Here is a 17,873-nt window from a genome sequence, read left to right on the forward strand (position 1 = left end):
CCTTCTCAGCCGGCCAGGGCGGCCAGCGTCTCGCGGTGGGTGCGGGCGTCGCCCGCGGCGACCACGCGCCCGTTGGAGGTGGCGTCGAGCGGCTGGCCGTCCCAATCGGTCATCAGCCCGCCGGCTCCGGTCACCACCGGCACCAGCGCCGCGAAGTCGTAGAGCTTCAGCCCCGATTCGACGACGAGGTCGTAATAGCCCGCCGCCAGCAGGCCGTAGCTGTAGCAGTCGCCGCCATAGACCGACACCTTGGCCGTCCCCGCCACCCGGCGGAAGGCGTCCTGGTCCGCTCCGGGGAACAGGTCGGGGGAGGTGGTGCCCAGCGTCGCTGCGGCCAGCCCCCCGGCGCAGGCGCGCACACTGGCCGGCTGGCCGTTGAACAGGGTCGGGCGGCCCTCGACGCCCAGCCAGCGGTCCTGGACGATGGGCTGGTCGATGACGCCGAGCACCGGGCGCCCGCGGTGCAGCAGGGCGATCAGCGTGCCGAAGATCGGGCGGCCGGTGATGAAGGACTTGGTGCCGTCGATGGGGTCGATCACCCAGACCCACTCGGCGTCCAGGTTCTTGGTCCCGAACTCCTCGCCATAGATACCGTCGTCGGGGCGCTCGGCCTCGATGATGGCGCGGATGGTCCGTTCCGCCTCGCGGTCGGCGATGGTGACGGGGGAGGCGTCGGCCTTGTCGTCCACCGCCACCGGCGTGCGGAAATACTGCCGGATGACCGGGCCGGAGGCGTCGGCCAGACGCTCCGCCAGGGTCACCAGGGGGGTGGGGCAGGGTTCGGTCATGGTCGCTCCGCCGAATCGCGCGTGGTGGGAAAGAGGGCCGCATCCTAGTCGGGCGTTCCGTCGGCGCAAACCATCAATGAAGGAGGAGGGTTGCGCGGGACGCCGCTTCCCCGTTTCGCGGGCTTGTGGCAGCCTCTTCGCCATGCACGACCGCTCCTCCCCACCCGACCGCCCGAACGCCGGCCCGAACGCCTATGCCGGCATTCCGCTCGACCGCGCCGCCGTGCGCCGCAAGGACAAGGGCTGGCTGAAAGACGCCTGGACCTCGCCGGACGCGCGCCTGCTGCCCGTGGCGAAATCGCGCAACTTCGTGACCGGCGACGCCGACTCGGCCCATGCGGTCGCCGTCGCCTGTGGCGGCGACTGGGGCGTAGAGCCGGTGTTCCTCGGCCTGCTCGACGGGGTTCCACACTTCACCGTGGACCTGACCGGCCTGGAAGCGCCGGAGGAGCATCCGGCCCTGGCCGGGCTCGGCCGTTTCGAGGACCTGCGCGCCGTCGGCCCGGTGATGGAGGCGACGGAGGCCGGGCTGTGCGCCTACGCCCGCGGCATCACCTGGTGGAACGCCCGGCACCGCTTCTGCGGCGTCTGTGGCTCCGTCGCGGCGGGTGCCGAGGGCGGGCATGTGCGCGTCTGCACCAACCCGGACTGCGCCACCCACCATTTCCCGCGCACCGACCCGGCGGTGATCATGCTGGTCCATGACGGGGCCGGGCGGGTCGTGCTGGGCCGCAACTCCCGCTTCCCGCCGGGGATGCATTCGGTGCTGGCCGGCTTCGTCGAGCCGGGCGAAAGCCTGGAGGACAGCGTGCGGCGCGAGGTGCTGGAGGAGGTGGGGCTGGAGGTCACCGACATCCGCTACCACTCGTCCCAGCCCTGGCCCTTTCCATCCTCGCTGATGCTGGGCTTCAGCGCGCGGGCAGTGACGCTGGATATCCAGACGGATATGGAGGAGTTGGAGACGGCCCACTGGTTCGACCGCGAGTTTCTGCGGACCTTCACGCCCAGCGAGGAATTCCGCCTCGCCCGCCCTGACAGCATCGCCCGCCGCCTGATCGACGAATGGATCGCCGAGGGGGAGTGAGGGAGACGGCGGGTCGCGTGCCCCCTCGGTCATTGCCCCCTCCCTAAACCCTCCCCCGCTGCGCAGGGGAGGGGATAAAGCTCCCTCTCCTGCGCAGCGGGGGAGGGAAGGGGCCCGCGGCGAAGCCGTGGGAAGGGTGGGGGCAAGCGCTGCTCGCCCCTTTCCTCAATCCTCGCCGATGCGCTGGCTCTCCTGATAGCGGAAGGGGTTGGCGGGGTAGACGCCCAGGATCTTCACCTCGCCGGCGCGGGCGAAGAAGGCCAACTCCTCCAGCGCCAGACGCAGGGAGCGCTCCTCCGGATGGCCCTCCACGTCGGCGTAGAACTGGGTCTGGGTGAAGTGCCCGCCCACCATGTAGCTTTCCAGCTTCGTCATGTTGATGCCGTTGGTGGCGAAGCCGCCCAGCGCCTTGTAGAGGGCCGCCGGCACGCTGCGCACGCGGAAGACGAAGGTGGTGATGATCTTGGCCCCGGTCCCCTCGGCGGGCAGCGGCGGGGTCTTCGGGTCGCGGGACAGGATCAGGAAGCGGGTGGTGTTGTGCTCCGCGTCCTCGATGCCGCCCTTCAGGATGTCCAGACCGTAGATGTCCGCAGCCAGCGACGAAGCGATGGCGGCGTGCTGCGGGTCGCCCAGCTTGGCGATCTCCGCGGCGGCGCCCGCGGTGTCGGCGTGGGAGATCGCCGTCAGCCCCAGCTCCCGCGTCATGTTGCGGCACTGGGACAGCGCCTGGATGTGGCTGCGCACCGTCTTCAGCCCGGCCAGCGTCGCGCCCTTGGGGGCGAGGAGCTGGTGGTTCACCCGCTGGAAATGCTCGCCGATGATGTGCAGGCCGCCTTCGGGCAGCAGATGGTGGTTGTCGGCCACGCGCCCGGCGATGGAGTTCTCCACCGGGATCATGGCGAGCGCCGCACGCCCCTCGCGCACGGCGGCGAAGGCGTCCTCGAACGTGGCGCAGGGCAGCGTCGTCATTTCCGGAAAGACCGTCCGGCAGGACAGGTCCGAATAGGCGCCGGGCAGGCCCTGGAAGGCGATCACGTTCGAGGTCGTCATCGGAAGGTCTTCTTTTAAAGGGAGGTGCGCTTGGCGAGGATCGCGCGGGCGCGCTCCAGGTCGGCGGGAGTATCGACGCCGAGCGGAACCGCGTCAACGACGGCGGCGTCGATGCGCATCCCGAAGGCCAGGGCGCGGAGCTGCTCCAGCCGCTCCCGCTGCTCCAGCGCCGAGGGCGGCAGCCGGACGTAGCGCTCCAGCGCGGCGCGGCGGTAGGCGTAGAGCCCGATGTGGTGGAACAGCGGCCCGTCGCCCCACGGGGCGGTGGCGCGGCTGAAATAGAGGGCGCGGCCCCGCCGGGCGCCGGGCGGCAGCTCCAGGACGGCCTTCACCACGTTGGGGTCGGTGCGCTCCTCCTCCCGCGTGATCTCGACCACCAGGGTGGCGATGTCCACCTGCGGGTCGGACAGCGGGGCGAAGGCGGCGCGGACCACCGCCGGCTCGATGGTGGGCAGGTCGCCCTGCACGTTCACCACCGCGTCGTACTTTCCCTCCGGGTCGAGCAGGCTGACCGCCTCGAAGATGCGGTCGGAGCCCGAGGGATGGTCGGGCCGGGTCAGCACGGCGGTGCCGCCCGCCGCCTCCACCGCCGCGGCGATCTCAGGCTCGGCGCAGGCGACCACCACCGGGCCGATCTCCGCCTCCATGGCGCGGCGCCACACCTGCACGATCATCGGCGCTCCGCCGATGTCGGCCAGCGGCTTCCCCGGCAGGCGGGTGGAGGCCATGCGGGCGGGAATGACCACGATGGGATTCGAGGGCGGCGGGTTCGCCGTGCCCCGGGTGTCTGCGCTGGCGTTCATGTCGGCGTTCATGATGGAACGGCCCCCTGTCGCGTCGGAAAGGTGGCGCGGGTGAACCATGGATCGCCCTTTGCGTCAAGCGGCGTCACTCCAATATTCAGGTAGCCAACAGTCGGAGAACCGATATTCCTGTGGCAAGGGAGGGGGCCGAAGCGGTGACAAGCCGCCGCGGTCACGCTATCGTGCGGCGGAGAACCAGCCAGCCCTGGCGACGGGCCCGCGGCACGACAAAAAAGGGGAACAAGACGTTATGAGCATGGAGTGGAACAAGATTTTCGGCGCCGTGCTGCTGGCGGGTCTGATCGCCATGCTGGCCGGCTTCGCCGCGGAAGTTCTGGTGCACCCGAAGACGCCTGAGAAACCCGGCTATGTGGTGGCCATGCCGGACGGTGCCGCTCCGGCCCCCAGCGGTGGCGCCGCCCCGTCCGGCCCCGCCGAGATCGCCCCGTTGCTCGCCAAGGCCGACGCCGCCGCCGGCCAGTCCGCGGCCAAGGCCTGCGCCGCCTGCCACAGCTTCGACAAGGGCGGCCCGAACAAGGTCGGCCCGAACCTCTACGGCATCGTCGGCGCCCCGCACGGCCATCTGGACGGCTTCGCCTATTCCGACGCGATCAAGGGCAAGGCCGGCCCCTGGAACTACGACGAGCTGAACCACTTCCTCTACGACCCGAAGGCCTACGCGCCGGGCACCAAGATGACCTTCGCCGGCGTGAAGAAGGATCAGGAACGGGCGAACATCATTGCCTATTTGCGCTCCCTGTCCGACAGCCCGGCGCCGCTGCCGCAGTAACGCGCAGCGGCCTTATCTAGGAATAAGGCAAAAGCCCCGCGTTCCGCCGGACGCGGGGCTTTTCGTTCCGCCTCAAACGGAAAGCCGGCAGATTGGCCTTGCATGGGACGGCGTGATCGCCGATATAAGGCGCGGGAGGCTGGCGGCGGACGAGTCCCTCGCCAACCCGGTCAGGTCCGGAAGGAAGCAGCCGTAACGAGTTTCGGCTCGGGTCGTTCGTCCAGCCTCCCACCCTTCCCCATAAATTCCTGCAGCGAATTGAAACGGCGACAGCCCCGTGCCGTGACGCTATTCTGCGCTCCGTCGTGAAGCCGATTACCGGGCCAGCCGCGTGACCGATACCACCGTTGCCGATATGTCCTCTTCCGTTTCCGGGACGTCCGGGGGCCTCGCCTACCGGGTGCTGGCGCGGAAATACCGTCCGAAGAGCTTTGCCGAACTGATCGGGCAGGACGCGCTCGTCCGCACCCTGACCAACGCCATCAATTCGGGCCGCATCGCCCAGGCCTTCATGCTGACCGGCGTGCGCGGCGTGGGCAAGACGACCACCGCCCGCATCATCGCCCGCGCGCTGAACTGCACCGGGCCGGACGGCACCGGCGGGCCGACGGTGACGCCCTGCGGCGTCTGCGACAACTGCCGCGCCATCGCCGAGGACCGCCACGTCGACGTGATGGAGATGGACGCCGCCAGCCACACCGGCGTGGACGACATCCGCGAGATCATCGACGGCGTGCGCTACGCCCCCGTCTCGGCGCGCTACAAGCTCTACATCATCGACGAGGTCCACATGCTCTCCAAGAGCGCGTTCAACGCGCTTTTGAAGACGCTGGAGGAACCGCCGGCCCATGTGAAGTTCGTCTTCGCCACCACCGAGATCCGCAAGGTGCCGGTGACGGTGCTCTCGCGCTGCCAGCGCTTCGACCTGCGGCGCGTCGACGCCCAGGTGCTGAAGGAGCACTTCACCCGCGTCACCGGGCTGGAGGGGGCGGGGATCGAGCCGGACGCCGCCGCGCTGATCGCGCGCGCCGCCGACGGGTCGGTGCGCGACGGATTGTCGCTGCTCGACCAGGCCATCGCGCTGGCCGCCGGGACCGTGACCGCGCAGCAGGTGCGCGACATGCTGGGTCTGGCCGACCGCAGCAAGGTGATCGACCTGTTCGAGGCCGCCGTCTCGGCCAAGCCGGCGGAGGCGATGGACCTGCTGTCCGACCTGCACCGCGTCGGCGCCGATCCGGTGGTGATCCTCCAGGACCTTCTCGACCTCGTGCACAATCTGACGCGGCTGAAGGTCGTGCCGGACAGCGCCAACGATCCCGGCCTGCCGGAGGCGGAGCGCACCCGCGGCGCCGCCCTGTCGGCGAAGCTCGGCATGCCGGCGCTGACCCGCGCGTGGCAGCTCCTGCTGAAGGGGCTGGGCGAGGTCCAGGCGGCCCCGGTGCCGCAGCAGGCGCTGGAGATGGTGATCGTGCGGCTGTCCTACGCCGCCGATATGCCGACTCCGGGCGACCTGATCCGCCAGTTCCAGAATTTGCAGAATGGCGGTGGGCAGGGTGAACAAGGTGGTGGACAAGGCGGCGGTGGCGCCCCGCGCGGTCCCGGTGGTGGGCCGGTGGCGATTGGCGGCTCCGCCGTGCGCGCCGTCGCCCAGGCCCAGCCGAGCCCGCAGCCGTCTCCCCAGCCCGTGCCGGCCGTCGCCGTGGCGGACGAGGAGCGCGTGGCGATGCCGCGCGACTTCCGCACGCTGGTCCAGGTCTTTGCCGAGAAGCGCGAGGGCGCGCTCTACGGCCATCTGACCGGCAGCGTCCATCTGGTGCGCCTGGAGCCGGGGCGGCTGGAACTGCGCCTGACGACTCTGGCCCCGTCGACCCTGCCGAATCGCGTCGGCCAACTGTTGACGGAATGGACCGGCCAGCGCTGGGTCGTCATCGTCTCGGACGCGCCGGGCGAGCCGACGCTGATCCAGCAGGAGCAGGCCGCCCAGAGGCGCGCTCTGGAGGAGGCGGAGGCGCATCCGGTGGTGCGCGCCGTTCTGGACGCCTTTCCCGGCGCGAAGATCACCGATGTCCGCGACCTCAAGGCGGCGGTCGAGGCCGAGCCCCAGGTTGCGGATGACGGGGAGAATCCCGACCTTATGGTCATGCAGCAGGACGACGGGGTTTATTACCCGCTCGACGATGAAGGAGATTTCTGACCCATGAAGAACCTCGGCCAGATGATGAAGCAGGCCCAGCAGATGCAGGCCAAGATGCAGGAGATGCAGGCCCGCCTGGGCGAGGTCGAGATGACCGGCCAGTCGGGCGCCGGCATGGTCAACGTCACGGTCAACGGCAAGGGCGAGATGAAGAAGATCAAGCTCGACAAGTCGATCGTCGATCCGGAGGACATCGAGGTCCTGGAGGACCTGATCATCGCCGCCTTCAACGACGCCAAGGCCAAGGTGGAGCAGCACGTCGCCAACGAGACCCAGAACCTGATGGGCGGGATGAAGCTGCCGCCGGGCATGAAGTTGCCGTTCTGAGTGTAGAATGGCCGGGCTGTGTCACTCGCGGCCCGGCCGCTCTTTGAAACCAACGAAGCCGTGCCAGCGAAGCCTTGAATGATCGGACCTGAAATCGAGCGCCTGATCCAGCTCCTGTCCAAGCTGCCGGGGCTGGGGCCGCGGTCGGCGAGGCGGGCGGCGCTGCACCTGATGAAGCGCCGCGACAGCCTGCTGGTGCCGCTGTCCGAATCCATGGCGCTCGCCGCGGAGGCCATCCGCAACTGCTCGGTCTGTGGCAACCTGGACAGCCGCGACCCCTGCTCCGTCTGTTCCGACCACAGCCGCGACCGCTCGACCATCTGCGTGGTGGAGGACGCCGGCGACCTCTGGGCGCTGGAGCGCACGCGCGCCTTTCACGGCACCTACCATGTCCTGGGTGGCACGCTGTCGGCCTTGCAGGGGGTGGGGCCGGACGATCTGAACATCCCGTCCCTGGTGGAGCGCGCGAAGGACCCGGCGGTGACCGAGGTCATCCTGGCGCTGAACGCCACGGTGGACGGGCAGACCACCGCCCACGTGGTGACCGACCGTCTGTCCGGCAGCGGGGTGTCCGTGTCCCGTCTGGCCCATGGCGTGCCGGTGGGCGGGGAACTGGACTATCTCGACGACGGGACGCTGACCGCGGCGCTGAAGGCGCGGCGGCCTTTGTAACGTGTTTGGGAGGGGAGGTTCTTGCCCCCTCCCTAGCCCTCCCCCGCTTCGCAGGGGAGGGGACTAAATCTCCCTCTCCTGCGAAGCGGGGGAGGGAAGGGTGGGGGCCCGTCTCGACCACCCACCCGACACACAAACCTTACTTCTTCAGCGCGGCGACGCCCGGCAGGTCCTTGCCTTCCAGCCACTCCAGGAAGGCGCCGCCAGCGGCGGAGATGTAGGTGAACTTCTCCTCCACGCCGGCATGGGCCAGCGCCGACACGGTGTCGCCGCCGCCGGCCACCGACAGCAGGCCGCCTTCCGACGTGCGCTCGGCGACGAGGCCGGCGACGGCGTTGGTGCCGGCGTCGAAGGGCTGGATCTCGAAGGCGCCCAGCGGGCCGTTCCACACCACCGTCTTCGCCCCCTGGAGCTTCAGGCCGAGGAACTCGACCGTCTTGGGGCCGACGTCGAGCGCCATCTCGTCGGCGCCGATGCCGTCCGCCGGGACGGCGCGGTTGGCCGCACCGGCCTTGAATTCCTTGGCGACGATGAAGTCCTTGGGCAGCAGAAGCTCGCAGTTGGCGGCCTTGGCGGTCTCCATGATGGCGCGGGCCTGATCGGCCATGTCCTTCTCGCAGAGCGAGGCCCCGACATCCACGCCCTGGGCGAAGAGGAAGGTGTTGGCCATGCCGCCGCCCAGCGCCAGCATGTCGACCTTCTTCACGAGGTTGCCGAGCAGGTCCAGCTTGGTGGAGATCTTGGCGCCGCCGACGACGGCGGCCACCGGGCGCTCCGGCTTCTCCAGCGCCTTGGTCAGCGCCTCAAGCTCGGCCTGCATCAGGCGGCCCGCGGCGGCGGGCAGATGCTGGGCGACGCCCTCGGTCGAGGCGTGGGCGCGGTGCGCGGCGGAGAAGGCGTCGTTGACGTAGAGGTCGCCGAGAGCGGCGATCTGCTTGGCGAAGGCCGGGTCGTTCTTTTCCTCTTCCGCGTGGAAGCGGGTGTTCTCCAGCAGCACGATGGCGCCCGGCTGCACGCCGTCGATGGCGGCCTTGGCCTTGTCGCCGACGCAATCCTCGCCGAAGGCGACGGTCTGGCCGACGGCGGCGCTCAGCGCCTCCAGCACGTTGCGCAGCGAGTTCTTGGTGTCCGGACCGTTCTTCGGGCGGCCGAAGTGCGACAGAACCACGACCTTCGCACCCTTCTTCGCCAGCTCGGTCAGAGTCGGCGCCAGACGGTCGATGCGGGTCGTGTCGGAGACCTTGCCGTCCTGCATCGGGACGTTGAGGTCGGCACGCACCAGCACCGTCTTGCCGTTCACGTCGAGGTCGTCGATGGTGTTGAACTCGGTCATGGCTGCTGTCCCTACGGGTTGAACTTTTGTCGGGCAATCCAGCACAGGGGCGCCCGCTTTGCAACGGCCCGCGTGGGCGACCGGATGCCCCATGCGGCGAAAAGGCGGGGCTCTGGGCGGGCGGGATCGCCGATCCCATCTCTATCTCCATGAACAGACTCACCCCGCCGTCCTCCGCCCGGCTGGCCCCGCGGTTGGCCCCCCGGCTGGCTTACGCGGCCAGCCAGTCCGCCCGCGTCGCCTGGTTCCTCGGCCAGTACATGATGGCCGCGCGGATCGGCCGGCGGATCACCGGACCGCCGCGGACCACCCCGCCCGGCGGGCGGCCGGTGCCCGGCACCCGCGCGATCCTTGAGGAGCTGCGCGCCCTGCTGGCCCGCGACCTCGCCAACATCGAGGCGGGCTACTACCGTCTGCCGCACGACCTGATGCCCGACCCGCGCCGGCTGCTGACCGACGCCGCCGCCTTCTTCCGCGACGTGCCGGAGGTGTCGCGCCGCCGCCGCGACCACGCGGCGGTGGAGGTGCGGGCCAATCCGCCGCCCGGCAGCGGGGGGCTGCCCGCCTATTACCGCCAGAACTTCCATTACCAGACCGGCGGTTACCTGACGGAGGAGAGCGCCCGCCTCTACGACCATCAGGTGGAGGTGCTGTTCGGTGGCGGCGCCGACGCCATGCGCCGCCAAGTCCTGGTGCCGATCTTCGAACACTTGAAAACGCGCCGCAGCGCGGATTGCCGCCTGCTCGACGTGGCCGCCGGGACGGGGCGCTTCCTGACCTTCGTGAAGGACAACCACCCGCGCCTGCCGGTCACCGCGCTCGACCTCTCCCCGGCCTATCTGCGCGAGGCGCGGCGCAACCTCGCCCCCTGGGCGCGCAGCAGCGCGCTGGTCCAGGCGGCGGCGGAGGCGATCCCGCTGGCCACCGGGTCGCAGGACATCGTGACCTGCATCTACCTGTTCCACGAACTGCCGCCGAAGATCCGCGTCCAGGCCGCCGCCGAGATGGCCCGCGTGCTGAAGCCCGGCGGCATCCTGGTCTTCATGGACAGCGTGCAGTACGGCGACAACCCGATGATGGACGGGCTGATCGACCGCTTCCCGCAGTCCTTTCACGAGCCCTTCTACGCCCATTACGCCCGCGACGACCTGCCCGCCCTGTTCGCCGCCGCCGGGTTGCGCCTGCGCGAGACGTCGCTGGCCTACATGTCCAAGCTCCTGGTGTTGGAAAAGACGGACCCCTGATTGCGGGGACTGCAACAAAAGCGTCATGGTTCTGTAACTTGACCGTGGCTGGGGCCTGTGCAAAACGGGGACCCACCGGAAACGACGGGGCACGAATGGTGGTCGAAGCGGAGTCCAACCGGGAAACCGAGCTGAAGCTGGCCGTCAGGGCCGAAGACATGGCGAAGCTCCGGTCCTGCCCGGCGGTCGCATCCCGCGCCAAGGGAAAAGCCGGCACCAAGACCCTGGAAAGCACCTATTACGACACCGCCGACCGGCGTCTGGCCGGGCGGCTGGTGACGTTGCGCGTGCGCAAGGTCGGCAACCAGTATCTCCAGACCGTGAAGGGCGCGCCGGAGAGCGGCGAGCTTGGCCGGGCGGAGTGGGAGCATCCGGTCGCCGGACCAGCCCCCGACCTGTCGGCCATCGAGTCGCAAGAGGCGCTGGACCTGCTGGGCTCGATCAGCGTGGCGGAGTTGCAGCCGCTCTTCACCACGCTCATCCAGCGCACCGTGCGCGTGGTGACGATGGGCGAGGGCGAAAGTGCCAGCCGCATCGAGGTCGCCTTCGACAGCGGCGAGATTCGCAGCCCCGATGGCGCCTCCATCCCGGTGTCGGAGGTGGAGTTGGAGCTTCTCGAAGGCTCCGCCGCCGTCCTCTACGATCTGGCGCTGGAGCTGGCCCAGGCCGCCCCGCTGCGGCTCGACCCGCGCACCAAGGCGGAGCGTGGTTATGCGCTTGCCGATGGCACGGTGGACAAGGTGGTCAAGGCGGGCAAGCTGGAGCTTGACCCCGACACCACGGTGGAAGGCGCGCTGGCCCGCATCCTGCGCTCCTGCATCGGCCACATGCTGGCGAACGAGGCGGTCACCCTGGTCGGCGAGGACGCGGAGGGCGTCCACCAGATGCGCGTGGCGCTGCGCCGCCTGCGCTCGGCGCTCGCTTTGTTCAAGCACTTCATCCCCGCCGACTCCTACGCCTGGCTGGTCGGCGAGGTGAAGTGGCTGGGCGGCAGCCTCGGACCGGCGCGCGACTGGGACGTCTTCCTGGCCGAGTTGCTGGAGCCGGTGAAGGACTCCTTCCACCGCGCCGACGGCCACGGCAAGCCGCTCCAGGAGGACATCGACGCGCTCGCCGCCGCGGCGCGCGCGCGCCGCGACCGCGCCTACGAAGGGGTGCGCGCGGCCATCCGGTCCGAGCGCTACACCACCTTCCTGCTGAAGTTCGGGGCCTGGGTCGAATCGCGCGGCTGGCGCGACCAGCCGGTCAGCGAGCATTCCGCCCGGCTGTTCGACCCGGTGGAGGATCTGGCCGACCATCTGCTGTCGCGCCGTGCCAAGAAGGCCCGCCGTGCTGGCCACGGCTTCGCGAGCTTGTCGGTGACCGAGCGGCACGAGCTGCGCATCGCCCTGAAGAAGCTGCGCTACGCGGCGGAGTTCTTCCGCAGCCTCTACGACGACAAGCCGGCCCGCCGCTACATCCAGGACCTGTCGGCCTTCCAGGACGCGCTGGGCCACCTGAACGACGTGGCGACGGCGACGCGCCTGCTGCACGAGCTGCACGACGACGGCAGCCGCCCCGAGCCGGGCGAGCCGCGCGCCGCCGGCATCGTCATCGGCTGGCACGCCCGCGGCGTCGCGGAGTCCGAACCGGCACTGCGCGACCTGTGGAAGGAGTTCGCCGACGCGAAAGCCTTCTGGTCAAAGCCCGACCGGGAGGGGTAATCTTCCCGCCCATGCGGACCATCCTCGTCGCCAACATCAAGGGCGGTTGCGGCAAGACCACGATCGCCACCCACCTCGCCGCGGCCTGCGCCGCCGCGGGTCACAGCACGGCGCTGGCCGATGTGGACCGCCAGCGCTCCTCGCTCGGCTGGCTGGCCCGCCGCCCGGCCACGGCCTCCGCCCTGGTCGGTCTGGACTGGGCCAAGGACCTGTCCGACGCGCCGAAGGGCATCCAGCGCCTCGTCATCGACGCGCCGGCCGCGCTGAAGACCAAGCAGATCGAGGATCTGGTGCGGATGGCCGACGTCGTCGTGCTGCCGGTGCTGCCCAGCGCCTTCGACGAGCAGGCGACGCAGCGCTTCCTCGGCAAGCTGGAGGAGCTGAAGTCGATCGCCAAGAACCGCAAGTCGGTGGCGGTGGTCGGCAACCGCCTGCGCGCCCGCACCAAGGCGGCGGACCGGTTGGACCAGTTCCTCGGCGGGGTCGGGCACAGCGTGGTGACCCGCCTGCGCGACAGCCAGATCTACGCCGACGCCGCGGCCTCCGGCCTCAGCCTGTTCGACCTGACCGGCAAGCGCGCCGCCGAGCACCGCGCCGACTGGGAACCGCTGCTGGCCTACATCGAGAAGGCGTAAGTCACCCCCGCCCGACCGGAATGGCGACGGCGAAGCGGGTTCCCGGATCGAGGCGTTCGGCGTCCACCGTGGCGTTGATCTGCCGGACGGTGTTGACCAGCAACCGCATGCCGAGGCTCTTCGTCGGCGCCGACAGGTCGAAGCCGGCGGGAAGCCCGACGCCCTGGTCCATCACCTCCAGGATCATCGCGTCCTCGCCGTCCCGGCGCAGGGTCACGCGGATCGGCCCCCCGCGGTCGCCGGGATAGGCGTATTTCAAAGCGTTGGTCACCAGCTCGTTGACCACCAGACCGATGGGGACGGCCTGATCGGTCGGCACGATCACCCGGTCGCCGGTGAAGCTCAGGTCATGGCCCGGTGCGGTTTCCTGGAGCTTCCGGCAGAGGCCGTGCAGGAAGCCGGACATGTCGATGAAGCTCGCGTCGTACTGCCGCCACAGATGGTCGTGCACCCCGGCGATGGTCAGAACGCGGCTGTAGGCGTCCATCAGGACGCTGCGGGCGTCGTCGTTGTCCGACGCGCGGGCCTGGAGTGAGAGCTGCGCCGCCACCAGCGCCAGACTGTTTTTCACCCGGTGGCTGACCTCCTGGGTCAGCAGCCGCTGGCGCTCCTGCGCCTCGCGCTGCTCGTTGATGTCGGTGCTGGTGCCGAACCAGCGGGTGATGGTGCCGGCGGCTTCGTCGCGGATGGGCACGGCGCGGAACAGGTGCCAGCGGTACACGCCGTCGCGGCGGCGCAGCGGGGCGGTGTACTCCCAGGACCGGCCCTCTGCCCGCGCGGCGGTGACGGCCTCCAGCATCAGGTCGGCGTGGTCGGGATGGATCACCGTCCACCAGCCGTCGTTCTGCATCTGCTCCATCGAGGTGCCGGTGAAGTCGAACCAGCGCTGGTTGTACCAGATGCTGTAGTCGGCGGGGTCGCGCATCCAGGCGAGCTGCGGTATGGCGTTGGCCATGGTGCGGAAGTTGGTTTCGCTCTCGCGCAGGGCGGCCTCGGCGCGGACGCGGTTGTCGATGTCCGTCGCGGCGCCGATCCAGGCGATCAGGCGGCCGTGCAGATGGACGGGGGACACGCGCCCGATGTGCCAGCGGTGCAGCCCGTCGCTCCGACGCCGCAGCCGGACCTGGACGTCATAGGGCTGGCCCAGGGGAACCGCCCGGCCGCGCACCTCGTCCAGGCGTGGGCGGTCGGCGGGGTGGACGGCCTCCCGCCAGTTCAGCATGCCCTCGGCGCCGCCCTGTCCGGTGTAGTCGCGCCATTCACGGTTGAAAAACTCGACCGTCCCGTCGGGCCGGGCGATCCACATCTTGCGCGGCGCGCTTTCGATGAAGGCGCGCAGGCGCTCCTCGCTCTCGTCGCGCCACGCTTCCGGCTGTTCCTGCGTGCCCATGAACCGGAAGCCCCGATGGTTGCACCACGATCACGCACTGGGATCACGCACTCATCTGGAGCGTGGGGCGGGGCGGTCAAGCGCGCGGGCGGCGCTGGGCGCCGTTACAGTCTGTTACGTTCGAGGGTGGCGCGGGACATCAAGCGGTTACAATCGGGCCTCACTTTGGCCGCATTCCGTTCAACCCGCGAGCCGTCCTCCCCCATGCCCTCCATTTCCTCCACCATCACCCGGCAGATCGTCACGCCGGTGACCATCGTCCTGTTCGTCGTCTCCACGGTGACGGGAATCATGCTGCTGCTGCACTGGAACGGCAACTTGGTGCGCTTCTCCCACGAATGGCTCAGCGTCGGCTTTTCGGCCATCGGCCTGTGGCATCTGGCGCGCAACTGGGCGGCCTTCCTCCAGTACTTCAAGCGCAACGTGGCGCTGTCGGCCTTCGTGGTCAGCGTTGCCGGCTCGCTGGTCTTTACGGCGATGACCGGGACGCCGGCCTCCACCGGCGGCCCCGGCGCGATGATGCGGGCGGTGGCGAACGCCCCGCTGGCGACGGTGGCGCCGGTCTTCGGGCTGGACGCCGACAAGGCCATCCAGGCGCTCAAGGCCGCCAACATCGAGGCGCAGCACGGCGAATCGCTGTCGGCCATCGGCGCCCGCGCCGGGATGAACGCGGTGGGCGTGGCGAACATCCTCACCGCCGCGAAGCAACCCCGACCGGCCTCGTGACGCCTTGCAAAAGGCCGCCCGCCTAGATCCGCGCCACCAGGAACAGCCGCTTGAAGGGAAACAGCGTGCGGCCGTCGGGGCGCCGGGGATAGGCGGCGGCGAGCCGTGTGCGGTAGGCCGCCAGGAAGGCGTCCAGCTCCGCGCCCGCCAGCGTGTCCAGGACGGGCAGCAGCGTCGTGCCGCGCGTCCATTCCAGAACCGGGTCCTCACCCTCCAGAACCTGGAGATACTCCGTCTCCCAGAGGTCCAGGCGACGGGTGAGCGCGGCGAGCCAGCCGTAATAGACGTCGGGCGCGTGCACCGGGGCGGTGCGCAGGACCGGGGCCAGCCGCTCGGCCCAGGGGCCGTCCGCCGCCGTCTCGTACAACAGGCGGTGCGAGGGCGCGTCGAAGTTGCGGGGCATCTGCACGGCCAGCACCCCGCCGGGAGCCAGCGCCCGCAGCAGGTCCGGGAACAGCCGCTCGTGCCCGTCCAGCCATTGCAGGGCGGCGTTGGAGATCAGCAAGTCGACCGGCCGGTCGGGGCGCCAGACGCGCAGGTCGGCCCGGAGCCAGCGCACGCGGGACGGCGTGGTCCGCGCGCGTTCCAGCATGGCGGGGGAATTGTCCACCCCCAGCACCTCGGCCTCCGGCCAGCGTTCGGCCAGCAGGCGGGCGAGCTGCCCGGCCCCGCAGCCGAGATCGACCACCGTCCGCGGTGTCAGGGAGGGCAGGGCCGCCACGAGGTCGTGGGCCGGGCGGCGGCGCCAGGACTCGAACCGTGCGTATTGTTCGGGGTCCCACGGCATGCCCGGCCTCCACCGGTTGAAGGGGGTTGTGGGTTATTCCTGCTCGCGCTGGCGGGCGATCTGCTCGTCCATGTGGTTGTAGTGCTTCGTGACCATCATGAAGATCGTCCCGATGCAGCCGATGGCCAGCAGCCAGCCGCCGTAATAGAACGCCGTGTCCGCCGCGCGCGACGCCGCCAGCAGGCCGATGAACGCCATGAAGCCCAGGATCCCCCCGGTGATCCACTTGCCCGTGCCTTCCAAAGTCCCGTTCCCTTCCTTCGCTGCCGGTCCCGCGCGGGGCGTGCGCCCGGCGGGAAGCCGACGGGTTGACCGTGCCGCGAATTCTGGTGGAGCGGGCGCCGGAAATCAATCCGGGATGGGCGAATCCGATGTGGGCATTTCGCCCACCCGGCCGGCTTCCTCCACGACGATCCCCGGGGGAAGCTCCAGCGCGAAGACGGTGCCCGCCGCGGTGCTCTCCACCAGCCGCAGGTCGCCGCCATGGGCGCGCAGCACCTCCCGTGCGATGGCGAGGCCCAGCCCGACGCCGCCCGCCCGCGCGGAGCCGGCGAAGGGCTGGAACAGGTTGTCCCGCGCCCGCGGCGGCAGGCCCGGCCCGTCGTCGGCCACCAGCAGGAACAGCCCGCCGCCGGGCCGCGTCTCCACCATCACCGTCACCGCTCCGGCCCCCGCCTGCGCCGCATTGCGCCCCAGATTGACCAGCGCGCGGGAGAGCTGGGCGGCGTCGGCGCGGACGGTCAGCCCCTCCGGCACCCGGTTGTTCCAGCGCAGCTCCACCCGTTCCCCGTCCGGGCGCACGACATCCGGGCGCAGGGCGGCCAGCGCGGTGGTCCCGGCCTCCTCGACCAGCGGGCGCAGCGGCACCGCGGTCCGCGCCAGGGGCAGCAGGCCGTCGCGGGTGTAGGTCATCGTCTGGCCGCACAGCTCCACCGCCCGGTCGATGGAGGCCATCAGCCGCGGCGTGACCCGCCGCACCTCCGGATCGGCGCTCTCGGCCAGCCGCTCCGACAGCAGGGCGGCGGTCGACAGGATGGCGCGCAGGTCGTGGTTGATCTTGGCGACCGCGGTGCCCAGCGCGGCCAGCCGTTCCCGCTGGCGCAGCGCGTTGCGGATGGTGGCCTGCATGTCGGCCAGTTCGCGCTCCGCCACGCCGATCTCGTCGGTGCGGGCGCTCGGCTGGAAGGGCGGGGTGCCGTCCGGGTCGCGGCGGATGGCGACCAGCCCCTCGGTCAGGCGGCGCATCGGCCGCACCAGCAGCCGGGTCAGCGAGACGAAGACCAGAACCGCCGCGATCAGCGAGATCGCCACCGACAGCGCCAGGATGCGGCCCGAGAAGTCGATCATCGCCTGGATCATCGGCCGTTCGTCCATCACCATGTCGACCTGGAAGGCGGGGTCCTTGGGCGACGGCCCGATCACCCGGATCACCCGGTCCCGCCGCTGGGCCAGCGCCATGAAGGCGTCGGCGGTCAGCCGCGGCGCCATGGCGGCGCGCAGGTCGAAGACGGCGTCCACCGTCGGCGGCATGGAGCGGGACAGCATGTAGACGCGGCTGTCCGGCCGGATCAGCTCCACCGCGTGGGCGCCGACATGGGCCAGCAGCTCGTTCTGAAGCTCCATCGCCACCATCATGTCCGGCGTCGCCTCCACCGACAGGGCGGCGAGATGGGCGGCGGCCAGCCGCTCCTCCAGATAGGTCAGGCGGTAGCGGGCGATGGACGGCGTGTAGATCAGCACCTCGGCCAGCAGGACGAACAGCACGGTCAGCACCAGCAGCTTGGCCGACAGGCTGCGCGTCACGGAGGGCAGGGGCATGGGCGGGATGTCCGGATGCAGGGGATGCCGGAAGATAGGGCAGGCCGCCGTGATTGCCCAGCCGGTGCCGGGCCGGTGCGGGGTTTTGTCCGGTTGAGGGGGCGGTGCCGCCGGTCCATACTGGAACCTCCGAGCAGCCCGAAATGGAGGGCAGGCCATGTCCATCCTGAGATTCGAAGCGGTTTTGCAGACCGACCGGACCGCCGCGCTGATGGCGACGACCGACGGCATCACCGGCAACGGCGGCTGGATCGTCGACCACACGCTGTTCTCCGACGTGATGGCGGTCATCGCCTTCTGCGTTCCCGCCAACCGCACGACGGCGCTGGGCGAGGCGCTGGCCGCCGCCGGCATCCTGGTCAGCCCGCCGCTGCCGCCCTCCCTTCCGGGGACCGGCGAGGCGGCGGAGCGGGAGTTGCAGGGGCAGTTGACCCTGACCTTCGCCAAGGGCACCGGCGATCTGCGGCACGAGGTCCCGGCCTTCGAATGACGCCTTCGAATGACCGCCGCGCTCCGTCCGGGGCTGCGC

General features: G+C 70.3%; 18 protein-coding genes and 1 other RNA gene. 11 read left to right on the top strand and 8 right to left on the bottom strand.

Annotated elements, in window-relative coordinates; translation table 11 throughout:
- Positions 1–5: 5 nt before the first annotated feature.
- Positions 6–788 carry a histidinol-phosphatase gene (gene hisN / locus ABAZ39_RS01920; protein ID WP_038526175.1) on the bottom strand — a complete coding sequence of 261 codons (783 nt, stop codon included), beginning with the start codon at positions 786–788 and terminating at the stop codon, positions 6–8.
- A 142-nt stretch (positions 789–930) separates the two neighbouring features.
- Between hisN and nudC the strand changes: the two genes are divergently transcribed.
- The gene (gene nudC / locus ABAZ39_RS01925) at positions 931–1,872 is read left to right on the top strand and encodes an NAD(+) diphosphatase (protein WP_038526178.1); all 942 of its coding nucleotides are present in this window, start codon (positions 931–933) and stop codon (positions 1,870–1,872) included.
- Positions 1,873–2,037: 165 nt separating this feature from the next.
- On the opposite strand, the gene ABAZ39_RS01930 is transcribed toward nudC, so the two are convergent.
- On the bottom strand, positions 2,038–2,922 hold the full coding sequence (locus ABAZ39_RS01930; RefSeq protein WP_038526181.1) for a prephenate dehydratase: 885 nt from the start codon (positions 2,920–2,922) through the stop codon (positions 2,038–2,040).
- A gap of 14 nt (positions 2,923–2,936) precedes the next feature.
- Positions 2,937–3,725 (bottom strand): 3-deoxy-manno-octulosonate cytidylyltransferase, encoded by a 789-nt coding sequence (locus tag ABAZ39_RS01935; protein ID WP_051658053.1) that lies wholly within the window; start codon positions 3,723–3,725, stop codon positions 2,937–2,939.
- Between the two features lie 250 nt (positions 3,726–3,975).
- Between ABAZ39_RS01935 and ABAZ39_RS01940 the strand changes: the two genes are divergently transcribed.
- The 5 genes from ABAZ39_RS01940 (at position 3,976) to recR (ending at position 7,708) form a co-directional block, all read left to right on the top strand.
- Complete coding sequence (locus ABAZ39_RS01940; protein ID WP_014239407.1) at positions 3,976–4,515, top strand: c-type cytochrome; 540 nt, start codon at positions 3,976–3,978, stop codon at positions 4,513–4,515.
- Positions 4,516–4,649: 134 nt separating this feature from the next.
- Positions 4,650–4,747: signal recognition particle sRNA small type (ffs, locus tag ABAZ39_RS33670), an RNA gene on the top strand.
- Positions 4,748–4,870: 123 nt separating this feature from the next.
- Positions 4,871–6,709, top strand: coding sequence for a DNA polymerase III subunit gamma/tau (locus tag ABAZ39_RS01945; RefSeq protein ID WP_247881607.1), 1,839 nt, complete (start codon positions 4,871–4,873; stop codon positions 6,707–6,709).
- 3 nt (positions 6,710–6,712) lie between these two features.
- Positions 6,713–7,036: a YbaB/EbfC family nucleoid-associated protein gene (locus tag ABAZ39_RS01950; protein WP_014239409.1), complete on the top strand. Its 324-nt coding sequence runs from the start codon at positions 6,713–6,715 to the stop codon at positions 7,034–7,036.
- A gap of 78 nt (positions 7,037–7,114) precedes the next feature.
- On the top strand, positions 7,115–7,708 hold the full coding sequence (gene recR, locus ABAZ39_RS01955) for a recombination mediator RecR (protein ID WP_014239410.1): 594 nt from the start codon (positions 7,115–7,117) through the stop codon (positions 7,706–7,708).
- Positions 7,709–7,847: 139 nt separating this feature from the next.
- Here recR and ABAZ39_RS01960 read toward each other — a convergent pair whose 3' ends face one another.
- Entirely contained in the window at positions 7,848–9,041 is a 1,194-nt protein-coding gene (locus ABAZ39_RS01960; protein ID WP_038526186.1) for a phosphoglycerate kinase, read from the bottom strand.
- 149 nt (positions 9,042–9,190) lie between these two features.
- On the opposite strand from ABAZ39_RS01960, the gene ABAZ39_RS01965 reads away from it, so the two are divergent.
- The 3 genes from ABAZ39_RS01965 (at position 9,191) to ABAZ39_RS01975 (ending at position 12,623) form a co-directional block, all read left to right on the top strand.
- Positions 9,191–10,285 (top strand): class I SAM-dependent methyltransferase, encoded by a 1,095-nt coding sequence (locus ABAZ39_RS01965; protein ID WP_038526189.1) that lies wholly within the window; start codon positions 9,191–9,193, stop codon positions 10,283–10,285.
- 95 nt (positions 10,286–10,380) lie between these two features.
- Entirely contained in the window at positions 10,381–11,988 is a 1,608-nt protein-coding gene (locus ABAZ39_RS01970) for a CYTH and CHAD domain-containing protein (protein WP_038526192.1), read from the top strand.
- 11 nt (positions 11,989–11,999) lie between these two features.
- A complete protein-coding gene (locus tag ABAZ39_RS01975; protein WP_014239415.1) occupies positions 12,000–12,623 on the top strand; it encodes a nucleotide-binding protein in 624 nt (207 codons plus the stop codon).
- A 1-nt stretch (position 12,624) separates the two neighbouring features.
- Here ABAZ39_RS01975 and ABAZ39_RS01980 read toward each other — a convergent pair whose 3' ends face one another.
- Positions 12,625–14,013: a sensor histidine kinase gene (locus ABAZ39_RS01980; protein ID WP_038526195.1), complete on the bottom strand. Its 1,389-nt coding sequence runs from the start codon at positions 14,011–14,013 to the stop codon at positions 12,625–12,627.
- Positions 14,014–14,217: 204 nt separating this feature from the next.
- Here ABAZ39_RS01980 and ABAZ39_RS01985 point away from each other — a divergent pair, with 204 nt between their 5' ends.
- The gene (locus tag ABAZ39_RS01985) at positions 14,218–14,739 is read left to right on the top strand and encodes a DUF4405 domain-containing protein (protein WP_038526198.1); all 522 of its coding nucleotides are present in this window, start codon (positions 14,218–14,220) and stop codon (positions 14,737–14,739) included.
- Positions 14,740–14,761: 22 nt separating this feature from the next.
- Here the strand turns inward: ABAZ39_RS01985 and ABAZ39_RS01990 are convergent, their stop codons facing one another.
- The 3 genes from ABAZ39_RS01990 to ABAZ39_RS02000 form a co-directional block, all read right to left on the bottom strand.
- Positions 14,762–15,526, bottom strand: coding sequence for a methyltransferase domain-containing protein (locus ABAZ39_RS01990; protein WP_038526201.1), 765 nt, complete (start codon positions 15,524–15,526; stop codon positions 14,762–14,764).
- Between the two features lie 33 nt (positions 15,527–15,559).
- Positions 15,560–15,724, bottom strand: coding sequence for a hypothetical protein (locus ABAZ39_RS36020; RefSeq protein ID WP_160174793.1), 165 nt, complete (start codon positions 15,722–15,724; stop codon positions 15,560–15,562).
- 150 nt (positions 15,725–15,874) lie between these two features.
- Complete coding sequence (locus ABAZ39_RS02000) at positions 15,875–17,344, bottom strand: sensor histidine kinase (RefSeq protein ID WP_038526207.1); 1,470 nt, start codon at positions 17,342–17,344, stop codon at positions 15,875–15,877.
- A gap of 157 nt (positions 17,345–17,501) precedes the next feature.
- Between ABAZ39_RS02000 and ABAZ39_RS02005 the strand changes: the two genes are divergently transcribed.
- Positions 17,502–17,834, top strand: a complete 333-nt coding sequence (locus ABAZ39_RS02005; protein ID WP_038526210.1) for a hypothetical protein — start codon at positions 17,502–17,504, stop codon at positions 17,832–17,834.
- Positions 17,835–17,873 lie beyond the last annotated feature (39 nt).

Source organism: Azospirillum argentinense, from assembly GCF_000632475.1.
Taxonomy (GTDB): domain Bacteria; phylum Pseudomonadota; class Alphaproteobacteria; order Azospirillales; family Azospirillaceae; genus Azospirillum; species Azospirillum baldaniorum.